The organism is Pseudoalteromonas sp. NS-SX12, from assembly GCF_057367955.1.
This window is the reverse complement of sequence record NZ_CM170634.1, coordinates 1,920,747-1,933,434: the sequence shown is the minus strand read 5'-3', so window position 1 is coordinate 1,933,434 and position 12,688 is coordinate 1,920,747. Positions and strand designations below refer to the sequence as shown.

11 protein-coding genes and 1 other RNA gene are annotated in these 12,688 nt (G+C 40.4%); 5 read left to right on the top strand and 7 right to left on the bottom strand.

Annotation, left to right across the window (positions count from 1 at the left end):
• Positions 1 to 6 precede the first annotated feature (6 nt).
• Complete coding sequence (locus AC2IOM_RS08965) at positions 7 to 2,805, bottom strand: collagenase (RefSeq protein ID WP_486358161.1); 2,799 nt, start codon at positions 2,803 to 2,805, stop codon at positions 7 to 9.
• Positions 2,806 to 3,177: 372 nt separating this feature from the next.
• Between AC2IOM_RS08965 and AC2IOM_RS08960 the strand changes: the two genes are divergently transcribed.
• Positions 3,178 to 3,597: a CBS domain-containing protein gene (locus tag AC2IOM_RS08960; protein ID WP_105171747.1), complete on the top strand. Its 420-nt coding sequence runs from the start codon at positions 3,178 to 3,180 to the stop codon at positions 3,595 to 3,597.
• 29 nt (positions 3,598 to 3,626) lie between these two features.
• Complete coding sequence (locus tag AC2IOM_RS08955; protein WP_138634230.1) at positions 3,627 to 3,956, top strand: hypothetical protein; 330 nt, start codon at positions 3,627 to 3,629, stop codon at positions 3,954 to 3,956.
• 53 nt (positions 3,957 to 4,009) lie between these two features.
• On the opposite strand, the gene AC2IOM_RS08950 is transcribed toward AC2IOM_RS08955, so the two are convergent.
• Positions 4,010 to 4,846 (bottom strand): flagellar protein MotY, encoded by an 837-nt coding sequence (locus AC2IOM_RS08950; protein WP_084616552.1) that lies wholly within the window; start codon positions 4,844 to 4,846, stop codon positions 4,010 to 4,012.
• Positions 4,847 to 5,074: 228 nt separating this feature from the next.
• Here AC2IOM_RS08950 and rnt point away from each other — a divergent pair, with 228 nt between their 5' ends.
• Positions 5,075 to 5,734: a ribonuclease T gene (rnt, locus tag AC2IOM_RS08945; protein ID WP_010559647.1), complete on the top strand. Its 660-nt coding sequence runs from the start codon at positions 5,075 to 5,077 to the stop codon at positions 5,732 to 5,734.
• Between the two features lie 84 nt (positions 5,735 to 5,818).
• Here rnt and AC2IOM_RS08940 read toward each other — a convergent pair whose 3' ends face one another.
• A complete protein-coding gene (locus AC2IOM_RS08940) occupies positions 5,819 to 7,117 on the bottom strand; it encodes a hypothetical protein (protein ID WP_486358160.1) in 1,299 nt (432 codons plus the stop codon).
• 216 nt (positions 7,118 to 7,333) lie between these two features.
• Between AC2IOM_RS08940 and ssrA the strand changes: the two genes are divergently transcribed.
• Together ssrA and AC2IOM_RS08930 are read left to right on the top strand one after the other, a co-directional pair.
• Positions 7,334 to 7,689, top strand: a transfer-messenger RNA (tmRNA) gene (gene ssrA, locus AC2IOM_RS08935).
• Between the two features lie 276 nt (positions 7,690 to 7,965).
• A complete protein-coding gene (locus AC2IOM_RS08930) occupies positions 7,966 to 9,132 on the top strand; it encodes a hypothetical protein (RefSeq protein ID WP_486358159.1) in 1,167 nt (388 codons plus the stop codon).
• Between the two features lie 100 nt (positions 9,133 to 9,232).
• On the opposite strand, the gene AC2IOM_RS08925 is transcribed toward AC2IOM_RS08930, so the two are convergent.
• The 4 genes from AC2IOM_RS08925 to AC2IOM_RS08910 all read right to left on the bottom strand — a co-directional run bounded on the left by AC2IOM_RS08925 (position 9,233) and on the right by AC2IOM_RS08910 (position 12,634).
• The gene (locus AC2IOM_RS08925; protein WP_486358158.1) at positions 9,233 to 9,427 is read right to left on the bottom strand and encodes a DUF1272 domain-containing protein; all 195 of its coding nucleotides are present in this window, start codon (positions 9,425 to 9,427) and stop codon (positions 9,233 to 9,235) included.
• Positions 9,427 to 10,674 (bottom strand): S41 family peptidase, encoded by a 1,248-nt coding sequence (locus AC2IOM_RS08920; protein ID WP_486358157.1) that lies wholly within the window; start codon positions 10,672 to 10,674, stop codon positions 9,427 to 9,429. Before AC2IOM_RS08920 ends, AC2IOM_RS08925 begins: the two co-directional genes overlap by 1 nt.
• A complete protein-coding gene (locus AC2IOM_RS08915; RefSeq protein ID WP_486358156.1) occupies positions 10,671 to 11,681 on the bottom strand; it encodes a GlxA family transcriptional regulator in 1,011 nt (336 codons plus the stop codon). The genes AC2IOM_RS08920 and AC2IOM_RS08915 overlap by 4 nt, the downstream gene beginning before the upstream one ends.
• Before the next feature lie 164 nt (positions 11,682 to 11,845).
• Complete coding sequence (locus AC2IOM_RS08910; RefSeq protein WP_486358155.1) at positions 11,846 to 12,634, bottom strand: RMD1 family protein; 789 nt, start codon at positions 12,632 to 12,634, stop codon at positions 11,846 to 11,848.
• Positions 12,635 to 12,688 lie beyond the last annotated feature (54 nt).

Here is a 12,688-nt window from a genome sequence, read left to right as displayed (position 1 = left end):
GGGAAATTAACGACAACCTGGCGTATTAAAATCGACAACAATCGACGCACCACTTGCAGTACCTGAGACTTTTACATAACCCCAGTACTCGCTTTGGTTAGTGATGTAAATACACTCACCATTACCCACATTTTGTGATGATGCATCCACACTACCAGCACTTGGCCAACCGCCATTACGATATTCTAGATTAATGTCACCAGAACCATTTGACGTAGTAATAGCTACACTTGTTGCACCACTTACATCCGCAATGCTTAACCAAATTGGTTCTTGTTCAGCAAGACACATTACATCGCCATCGTATAAACGACCGCCGCCACTTGGGCCCTCTGTTGCACACGCATTTGGTACATTAAAACCACCACCACTTTGTACTGTGTAGTTAGCTGTTAGTTGCGTATCAAAATTAGCATAGCCGTAAACCATTACGTGATAAGTGCCCGCTTGTGGTTCTGCGATAGTACAACGCTCGCTATTACCGCCAACATATGGACGACAGTCATAGCTTTCCATTGTTGGTGCATCACCAAACTTCACATATAAGTCACCATCACCCGAACCACCATTTAAAGTAATTTCTAAATCACTGGCGTTTGCAGGTACGTTTACAACAAAGCGTTTCTCATCGCCGGTGTTACCCGTTACTTGCTGCGCTACGCCGTTTTGTAGCTCATTACCAACTGGTGGCTGTGTACCTGTGACTGTTGCTGTAGTTGACACGCTAGCACTTGCACCTTCTGAATCAGTCACAGTAAGTGTTACTGCATAGTCTGCCGCGGTTGCGTAACTGTGGCTTGGGTTAGCTTCTGAACTTGATGTGCCATCGCCAAAGTCCCAACTGTATGACGCGATACTTGATTCTTCATCGTAAGAGCCATTGCTTGTAAACGAAATTAACTCGCCTACTTCGCCACTGTATGGACCATTGATTAATGCCACAGGTGCTTTATTTTGTGGTGGGTTTGTATCACCGTTAGCAAGCGCTTGTGTCCATTGTGTAAACTCAGCATCATAGTTTGTTGCCCAGGTATTGATACGTGATTTATACCCTGCCCAATCACCTGAACGTGTTGACGCTAACATTTGGTTTAGTTCATCGCGATGATTTTCGAACATAAAGCGAACTGCTAAGTAACCCCAACGGTAAATACGATCTTGGTCAAAACCATCGTATGTTGTTTCAAATACCGTACCTAAGCTATAAGTCGAACCATCTTTAATAGTATCAATTGCCGCAGGATTATCGTTTTCGTTTGCAATGTACTCTGCAACACCTTCACTCCACCACACAATTGCTTCTGTTGGTGCGTTAAAGCCGCCGTATAAATCAAAACGACCATCAAGATAATGTACATACTCGTGCTCTAAGTTCCATACAAAGTGGTCGGCATTCGCATAGCTTGCTTCATACGCAACAAAGTTTGGAATGTTACCCGGTGTTGATGGGTTACCTTCTAAGTACATACCACCGTTATTAGTGTTAATACCAAAAATAACACCCGCATATTTACCGTAGTCGTCACTTGAGTCAAAAATATTCACTTGTAGTTGGCTGTTCACGTCGTCAGCGACCGGTGTATTATTGGTTTGCAATTGACCGTGGAAATACGTTTCTTCATAACCCATTTTGCTACACGCTGCTTGATGCTGCGCGCTAGTCATATTTTGTGAACGGATTTTAATGGTGCTGCTACAGGTATACGTTTGTGATAATACTTGTGATTCAAGTTGCTCTTCAAATCCACAAATATTATAGGTATCACAGCTACCGTGGTAACCCGCTGTATCTGCCGCACCTAACCATACCGAATCGCCATACCCATACATTTGATAATCAGAGAAAATGCGATTTAACGCTGCATCAACAGCTGTTTGAATAGTGCCAGGGTATTGTTTTAATCGGCCTAATTCACGTGCCGCATTTGCAATCATAAATTCTGCATCAGAATCGATCATATAAGTACTTGTTGTAAACTTCGCAAGTGCACTTACCAAATCATTCGCCGAGCCAATTTTATTTTTAAATTCAGTATTCCATTGCCCACGGAATAAAATTGTAAATACGCCGTTTACCGCGCCACGCATATTCCACTTGCCTGCGTAACTTGCATTCCAACGGTTTAGCCATTCAACAACCACTGGTAAATACACATCTTGCTGCTCAGAGCTATCCATGGTGATAAGTACTTCTGAAAGTGTCTTACCGTGCGCATCATTGTCATCGTAAAAATGGCTATTGTTTACGAATGCATCAATGGCATTCTTAACAGCTGGTTTTACCCAAGACGCAAACGTTACTTGGTCGTTATAAAACTCCACATAATAACCGGCACGCAGATACAAAAATAATGCTTCAATATCGTTATCACCACCGCCTTGATAGCTATCAGCAAGGTTTTTAACGTGATTCGCCACTGCATACATATTATTTGAATCGTACGCCGCAACTTGAATATTACTCGCTGCACCAAATAGTTCATTAACGCAAGTTGTACCCTGCGATTTAATTTCGCTAATTAGCTGGGTTGAGTTACTAGTTGCTAAAGCATTCACATCACACGTTGCCGCAGCGGCTTGCTGCATACTTTGTGATTTAAGCGTATGAATACGTTTGTGCGCGTGATCGAAAGTGTGCGTTGATTGTTGAGTGGTTACCGCAGTAGGCGCGTTGTCCATGCGCTTAGACTCAACACCATGATGGTGAACCTTAGGTTGATTTTGTGAAATAGGCGCGCTGGCTGCAAACGCACTTTGACCATAACTTAATGTGGCAAGCACTAACGCCAATTTTGTAAGTTTCATTGTTTATTTCCAATTGTTGTTGTCATAATTTTTCGATAAAACCAGTATCGAGTTTCGTTGCTGAACGACATATTGAATCGATAAAACATGGATTCAATATACTGTATACAATATATTAACTTTTGTTCTAAATATAGGGGCAAACTAACATTTTTTTTGTTAATGTATATTTTTCAATTGGTTATATTGTAAAAATGCGAAAATTGTATTAGAAAATCACGCTATATTTGCAATAGTTACTTTGAGATGCCGTGCTGGTAGGTTTAATTGCGCTAAAAACAACAGTTATTCGGGCTTACATTGCCCTAGCGCAAAGCGACAAAACAAATAAGCGCTAAACTTAATATTAAGTTCACTAATAAGTTAATAGTTATGACAAAAACAATTGCAGAGTTAATGACGTGTGATGTGCTATCAATTGAACTAGACAATACGATGGCTGATGTTCACCAAATGATGAAAGATCATAATATTCGCCATATTCCTGTTTTAGAAAATGGCCTTTTTTACGGTATGGTGACACAAAAAAGTGTGCTTGCTAAAACCATGTATTTACTAGACAAATACGGCGTAAATGCGTTAAATAGAAGGGAAAAGCAAGTACCTGTTTCAGAGCTAGTGGATAAAGACGTGGTTTTCGCCAACGCGACAATGCCATTGACCGAGGCGGCTCGCTTTTTCTTAAATAATCGGCACGGATGTTTGCCTGTCGTAGACGACAACAACCAGTTGCAAGGAATAGTTACCTCATCCGATTTCGTTAGACTATCCTTAACACTATTAGAAAGTTAACCCACATATGGGTGATCAGGAGTGATAAAATGAAGAAGTTATGTTGCAGTATCGCACTGGGCGTTTTAATGAGCTTTAGCTTTGTGGCGCAAGCAAATATTGACGACGTACCCCTTCCGAACGATTTTCAAGTACGTATGGCACTTGAAGACGATTACCCTATGATCATCTCCGGTTTTGTAAAACAAGACTTAGATTCCGTAATGGCGTTTTATCGCAACACCTTAGGTGAGCCAGAAACCATCACAGAAGACATTGGCCGCTATACATATTTTTATACGGTATCGGGTAAACGCGTTAAAATTGGTTTTTACCAGCAAGAAAGTTGGTGTGAAGTAAGTATTATGATGACGAAATAACTTCGTCATCATAATTTAGAGACCGTTTTAACAGACTTACCTGCTAAAGACCGCTATACCTTTTCTATTTGAATAACTACCCGACGGTTTTTGCCACGGCCAATAATAGTGTTATTGGTTGCAACATGACGTTTTTCGCCAAACCCTTGCGTAACAATTTTCTCTGCTGCTATGCCCTTTTCAGTCATGTAGCTTTTAATTGCATCGGCACGCTTTTCAGAAAGTTGTTGGTTAATATAGCGACCACCGTATGAATCGGTGTAGGCATTAATTACCACCGAATCAATATTAGGATCGTTCTCCAAATATAACCCTATTTTCTCTAAACGCTTTTTCGAATCACGCGTTAACTCACTGCTATTCGACTCATATCGCATAACTGTATACGCAATATCATCGAAGCTAAATGGCAATAGCGCATCGCGACACTCTAAAAAGCTTAAGTAATTACGACGAAAATTAACCGACGACAATTCAACTTTGATCTTGTCTTGGCTGTTATGCCAATCCTGATAATAAAACGTAGGGACATTACCTTTTTCAAGTTCGGTTAGCAGTAACCAGGATGCTTTTGAATCTAGCTCTGTATCAAACTGCTTCAACAAATTAGCATCAAATAAGCTACGCGCAGGATTACCCGCTTTCCAAATAGGTGGTACTGACAGCACATCAGCAACATCGTACCCTTCTGGCTTAATAAGCATATCTAAGGTGAAATGCAGCGGTTTATCTTTACTCGCAGTCGCTAAAAACCGCGCCTTACCAAAGCGCGGAATATTATGTTCTAACTGACAACTTAAACGTGATGCTTCAGGGGTATTCCAAATTGCATTGCTTTCAGCTGCGCCGTAACTACGTAGCGCCGCATTGGCAGAAAACACAGCACCCATCGACAGACCAACGAACAAACACTGTACTTGCTTTTTTACTCGCACTGAGGTCTCCTAAATCTGATAAACGCTTGGTTAAATTAAAACACCGCTGCAACAAGCAACACCCTATTAAAATTTAAGCAATAAATATACCTAAATCAAACGTCCTTGCGTAATATTTTACTGGTCAGCAACAACCTAATTTTGACATAATACGCGGCCTTAATAAGCACTGAAAGTAAGTATATGTCTCAAGCTGAAGCACCAACAACTTTATTTGCCAAGCGTTTTCGCGGTTTCTTTCCTGTAGTTATCGACGTCGAGACCGCAGGCTTTAATAATAAAACCGATGCATTGTTAGAAATTGCTGTCAGCCTACTAAAAATGGACGATTCAGGCGAACTAAGTATCGACAAAACAGTACATTTTCACGTAGAACCGTTTGAAGGTGCCAATATTGAGCAATCAGCTATTGAGTTTAATGGCATTGACCCATTTTCGCCCTTGCGTGGCGCGGTAAAAGAAGACGAAGCAATAAAAGAAATCTGTAAAGCTGTGCGCAAAGCACAAAAAGCAGCAGGTTGTCAGCGCAGTGTTGTCGTAGCGCATAATGCGGCCTTTGATCACGGCTTTTTAAATGCCGCAATTGAGCGTAATAATATTAAGCGTACACCATTTCATCCATTCGTAAGTTTTGATACAACCACCCTAGCTGGCTTAGCAGTTGGTCAAACTGTGCTTGCAAAAGCATGTCGCGCCGCAGGCATTGAATTCGATAACAGCCAAGCCCACAGCGCACTGTATGACACAGAGCGCACCGCCGAGCTTTATTGTTACATTGTAAATAAATGGCAAGCCTTAGGCGGCTGGCCAATGCCAAACGATTCTGAGCAATTAGGCGAGTAACGGCGGGGTTTATTACCACCGTTACTTTTGATACATGGATTTATGCACTAAGCAGCTTTTGGCTGCGCGTGTTAAGTGACACGTTTAGTTCTTCGATTGCGCTGAAATAATGCTTTTCAGCGTGTCATGTGCTTTTTCATTGTTAAATAAGATGTCTTGTAACGCGTGTTTTAACGAGTCAGATAATTCGGCTCTTTCAATAAACACATACACATCTTCTACCGAATAACTTTGCCCTTCGCTTACGTTCATAATTTCAAGCCAAAGCTCAAAAGCATTTTTATTCAACGCGTTAGCTAACACTTCAAAAAATACCCGACCACAAGGATAACTTGCACCAATTGATGGCGTTGACTCCAGATGTGAAAGCGCAGTTTGTTTAACCCCTTCTAAACACTCTTTTTGTTGCTGCTGTAAAAAATACTCAAAATGCGATTGTGGCATTAAGCCTGAATGCACCATTGCGCGATAGGCAAAAAAGTCAGCTGAGCCTTCGTATAGCCAAATCGGTGTACCATCTGATGGTTGCCAAAAATGTGCATTCCAAAGGTGTAACGCTTCATGTGCTAGGGTTAAATAAATTGTTCGTTGGTATTTACTAGGGTGCTGCACTGCATCTTGCCCTGATATCTCAAACATAACTTGGTTTGATAGTGCGCTACCCAAAAAACCAATGTATGGCGCATTGCTATTAGCGTTAATCAAAAATGTAACGTCGCGGTTTAAAGGGGAATTAAACTGTTGGCTAAAATAATTCATAAATTTAGCGCTATTTTGCTCAAGCTGCACTTTAAACTCATTTGGCAAATTTGGCTCAATAACGAAAGAAACACCATGATTAGAGGCATTAGACGGTAAAGTTAGACTAACAAACTGCGCTAAATTTAACGACGATACGTTGTTAATGGCGAGGATTCGCTGATTTTGCTCATTTTTCATCTTTGTTGTTATATAAAATGTCACACTTAGCGCATCGCGAGTTAGTAATTCGTCCGCTACTTTCAATGAATGTGGCACAAAATAGTCAGCATAAAACGCGCCGTTGTTAGAAAAGTTAATAAACGGCGCATTAAATCTAAGTTCACTCACATCAAAACCATCGGAAACTTCAAGCATTAAAATGTCATTAGGATTAGTTAGCGTAATTATGCTGTCATCTTTAACCACCGCTTTGCCTTTAAGCGCAAAATGGTTAGTCAGAAAATGGGGTGGTAAGTGAGAAAAATCTAACGTTTGAGTAAATTTGGGCAATTGATAACTTACTTGCCACACGTTGCTACCAATCTGTTTTTCAACATTAATCGACAGCGCTATTTTACTCTTTGCAACCGCGTTCATCGCGATACACATCAAACATATTATTATTGTTTTACTGATACTCATTGAAAACCTCCATTATTTCAATCAGCTGCATTGTATAGCGCCGAGCAATATTAACAAGCAAGCAATCTCTGCCAACTCACTTTCAAATCAACATTCGTTTAAATTTAAAGCGATTAAACCATTTAAATACAGTTAATTGTGCTTTGCCCTTGTTTAACATAAAAACTAAGCGTTATAATCGTGCCAACTGAGTATGATTCAGATGAAACAAATTCAGGGGCTGATTAGGATTCGACGGGATTCATGAAGCCTAAGGTGCATGTCGAGGTGCGGCTGGCCTCGTAAAAAAGCCGTATTTAAAGTAATCGCAAACGACGATTCTTACGCTCTAGCGGCTTAATTCCCGCTAGCACTTCACTCAAGTATGCTTGTGGACTGAGATTCGAAGTGTCACCCTACACAAGATCGCTACGGAAACCCTGGCCGGGGTTGAAGGGCTAAATTGAAGCGGCCTCGCCTTTACTTATCGTGTTCGTCCGAGATTTAAAGGTTAACCAAAAGACGATACTAAACATGTAGGACCGAAGGTCGACGCTTTTCGGACGGGGGTTCAAATCCCCCCAGCTCCACCAAATATAAAAGCCTGTGCATTGCACAGGCTTTTTTGTTTTTTATGGCTTTTTCAACACAAGTCTGATTTCCGTAATATATTGGCAATATCATTTGGCTTTAGCGATGCTAAGTAAATGTTATTACGCCCATACACAAACTAGCACTATATAAAGTTTGATTATTATTTATTTTGTATAACAAACACTTTTGCTGTTTTATATGTCTGTGGTAGCATTTTTGTTCCTATAATAAAAACTAAATTATTTGCTGTTAAAAGCAATAAAAAGGATGTTTATATGCCGATAGATACGGAAGCGGCACCACTTGCCGGCCACCCTTTAATAGGAATTGAAGTTGAAGGTGTTGGCACTATTTCTTCTCAATGGAATAACGAAGACATTATTCAAGCAGCTAATTTTCACGATGTATTTAAACGTACCCCCTTGGTACGTTCGCGAAGTTATGCAAATTTTAGAGGTGTTTATATAACACCTGAAGACTCGGATAATTTTGGTAAATCAAGTCCTGCAGAGCTGGTTTCTAAACCCCATAGAATTAATGATCTTAATTTGCTGCGATTACGCAACTCAGTGTGGAAAGCATTGGGTCCACGCGGAGTCAGAACAGGCCAAAATACCTTTAATTATGGCGGCACACGCACTACAGATAACCGCTGGGGTAAATTTCGCCCCAGCAGTATTGGTGGTAGCCTACAAACCACTGTGGGTGTTGGGGTACATCGTTTGCTAAGCAACAATGCTAATCGCCGAGAAAACTGTATAAAAATGCTCGTAGGAGATAGAAGAAAGCAGCGAATAGTCATCGCGATTGCAGAAGCCGCAGTTACCGCTCAACAGGAATTATTTGCAGCAGGTGCAGCGCTTTGGCACCACCGCAATATACCTCAAATTCAGGTTGAGGGATTGCGTTTATCGCTATTTTTAGCCTTTATAAATGTAGTACTGACCCACTCAAACCGGTTAGGTGGCGGCGGTAGTGGCTGGGCAAAAGATGCTTTAGGCGCAAACTTTAAAGGCTACTCTTCTTTTATCGGCACAGGCACCAATAACAGCGATGGTATTTTAAAGTTAGGTGCTCGCGCCATGACTTATAACGACTCCGATTTGGTCGGCAGAATCAGAGCAGTGCGAGGTAACGGCACAATCACACAAGCAATTAACGATCATGTCAATAACACAAATAACCAATTGTTATCGTTAATCGGTCAAAGAGGTTTGTCTATTCAAACAGCAGTAGAACAATGGAATGCCATTCCTAATATTACTCACAATGGGCATCTTTATACTGTGGTTGAATGTCGTGAAAAAACTTCAAAGGTAAATATAAATATGTGCACTTTCCTTAACGCTGAAAAGAAGGACGTTCTGGAAACGAGTCGCTCTGGATTAAGCCACGCAAGAACATTCAGAACGTCTATTCGTAACCACTTAGGTCACCCTTAAATACTAAGTTGTGGTTTATCCGATAATTGCAATAGATAAACCACTTCTCCCTCTTTCAATACCACTTAGTTAACACGTTAGCGCGTTTAGTCTCAACTAATCAAATTCGGGTTTTTCTTTTTTTATCCGCTAATCTTGGCTTAAAACTCCCACCGCAATTCGGGCATACGTTTAAAAGTACCTTTTCAACACATGTTTTACAAAACGTGCACTCATAACTGCAAATCATTGCATCGGTTGATGTTGGCAAAAGAGCTTTGTTACAGCACTCGCAGTTTGGTTTAAGTTTTAACATTATTGCCCCTTATGTTGATTAATTAACTTAAGCGCTTCGAGCAATACGGTATCTTTGCCGTTTTGATAGTCTTGCCAAGTTGGTGTTATTTGAATATCGGGATAGATGGCATCTGTTGGCTCTTTTGCAAAGGCGTAATAGCGCTTTGATAAACTCAGCTTTCGTTTTGAATTAGGTAAAGTAAAACGATAACTTTCTGCATAATGATTTGGATCGCCCCCGGTTGGCGTACCAACAATTTTTGCGTTTAAAATCTGCTGATATTGCACCGTATTACTCATGGCCGCTGAAAATGTTTGGCTATCGGTGAGTACATAAACCCCGTGTTGCCAATCAAATTGGTCAAGGGGTAATAAGCAAGATGAAAATGCAAGTCCCGTATAAAAATTACCTCCACCGTTTCCTCTAAAATCAATCACTAAATACCGCGATTGCGCACTTTTAAGCTCTGTTTGTAACGCCGTGCAATTATCAACAACCTGTTCAAATTTGGGGTATGATTTAAACGCAAAATAGGCGATGTTCTTTTTGTTAAAATAGCTTAATCTAATGCCAGGCATTGCAATGTCTGTATTTTGCAACTTTGGCAATGTTTGCGAAAAAGCTGAACTTAATTGACCAAACTCCCCCATTGAAACAGGCTGTATCTCTTTTTCAATCACTTGGCCATCGTGCCAAAACTCAAACTTTGTAGGCTGCCCCTCTTTTACAATATTTAATCCCAGTAACAACTTATGCAACGTTAGGTAATATTCAAAACTCACTTTTGCACTAAATTGGTTATCCACACCGGGTAATAGCGGCGAAACAATGTTAAATAGTTCGCTCACGCTTTTACCATTTATGGCTTTTAACTCTGTGCCTCGTAGTGATCGATAAGCTTTTGTTGTATCTACTACGCGCAATGTGCCTTCAAAAAATTTATAGCGAAACGGAAAATGCTGATGCGGTCCAGACATCATAAAGTAGTTACTATGGCCATCACCTAAAGCACCGGTTATTGCCATAAGGCGTGCTTCTACCTCTACTTCGCTGAGGTTCGCTAAATCATTTTTTAAGCCTCTAAGTCGCTTATTAAATTCAGCTTCTGACAAGGTATGAAATGGGTTGATATGCTTTGTTTTAACTTCATTTTGATAAAAGTCGATATCTTCTAACCACAGTTTTTGCTGTTTTATTGTTAAGTTAGCTGCGTTTAAATTAAACGATGCTACAACCAGCATAGCTAAAATCAATTGTGCTCTCATTTCCCTTCTCCTAGCAGCACTGTGTTTTGAGTAAAGGTGTTATTGGTAATTGATGAAGAATGACGTGTGCCATTTAAATAATGGGAAGGAGAAACACCAAACTGTTTGGTAAAGGCGCGGCGAAAACTATCGTAATTATTAAAACCCAACTTGCTAGAGATAAGTTGTAAATTGCTGTTTTCTTGAGATAGCAAATCCCGTGCATGGTTGAGTTTTAGAGTACGAAAGTAGTGGCTCGGCGTGCAGTTAAGGTGCAATTTAAACAACCGCGTAAGCTGTCTTTCACTTAAACTGCAATACTCTGCCATGCGCGAAACTGAAATTGCATTATTAAGCTGTGTTGCTAGCCAGTCGATAAGTGGCGAAAGTTTTAAACTGTCACCCGATTGCAGCGCAAGCACATCGGAATATTGCTGCTGTGATCCTGCACGCTGTAAATATACCACCAAATCTTTCGCAACTTTTGCCGCCATACTGTTGCCGTAATCTTCACGAATAATCGCAAGGGCAAGATCCACACCCGATAACACGCCAGCTGATGACCAAATAGTGTGGTCGCGAATAAAGAGTGGCTCTGGTGTGACAATTTTATTGGGATGTTGCTTGGCTAAACTAGCTGCATGACGCCAATGAGTTGTCAGCGTTAACGCTTTATCCTGAAAGAGTTGGGCCAAAATAAAAGCACCGGTGCAAATGCTAAATACGCGCTTTGCTTTTAACGCTATTTTTTTAAGCGCTACAAGTTCAATTTGACTAAGCGCCAGTGTACGCATGCCTGTACCACCACAAATAATCAAATCATCCAGTTCAAAGTCATCTTCTAGCGTAAAATCAACGCTCACTTTTTGATGATATGCCGTTTGTACGTCCTCACCATTTATGCCCAATAACTTACAATCGTAAGCACCGCGTTTAAAACTATTGGTTTCCATAAACGCTTCAAGCGGGCCAAATAAGTCGAGCGCCTGAAATCCATTTGCAATAAAGTAAACTTGTTTAATCGTCATGTGTATTCCTCCACGCGCTCATCATACCCTGCTTAAAATGTCATTTAATACATTAAAACGACATAATCAGACAGTTGAGTATTTAATTTAGAGGCTAAAACATGTAAAAAAAAAGCCTGTGCGATACACAGGCTTTTTGTTGCTTTTAAAATTTAAGCACAGGCTTAAAAGAAATAAATCGCGATATCTACAGCAATTAAAATAATAATCACCCACTCTAAAAACGCAGAGTGCTTGTGATTTTGCTCGGTACTAAGCATGTCGACCAAGTTGTGAATGGTGTCGAGCTTCTTTTGCAAAATATGTATACGTGGCAATAAATCTAAATATTTGCTGAGCTGCTGATAAACCCCTTCTAAATTTGGGTTATCCCAAAAGAACTCGGGGGTATCGAGCAAGTTAAAGTGCAAATTAATATCGGTGCTGGTTTTAAACAAGGTACCACGTAACTTTGCTAATTCTTTTCGTGTTAAAGGCACCTTGCCAGTTTGCGCAAGCAGCTGAGATAAATATGCATTTTCGCTAATTACCGCTTGAGCTTGCTCTTCAAAAAACTCAAGCTTCGCCGACTGTGCTAGCGCATGACTAAGCGCCAACTTAGTCATCTCATCTGAGTTATCTAAAAATAGGCAATCATTTTTAATATAAAACTCACTGCTTTCGCCTTCACAGTATATGTAATGATCAATGCTCGGGCGTTTAAGCGGTGCAATAATTACATCATCTAACTGTTGTATTAATTGCTCAAGCTCGAAAGGTGTAAAATCCCAACACACCAAAACCGCATAATCAAATAACCAAGCTTGTTTTGTTTCAAGCCTAATACCATAGGCATCGCGAATTTTGATTACATTTGGCTGTTCTAAAAAATTCTCATCCACTTTTAGTGTATCAAGCGAATGTCCTAAAAAGCTTATCGTTAGCCGATGTTCGTTGTGCGCTAGTTCACGCATGTAGTCGCTCCGAGTAAAACCAGTTAACCGCAATTCTGGGTCACCAATTTGCTT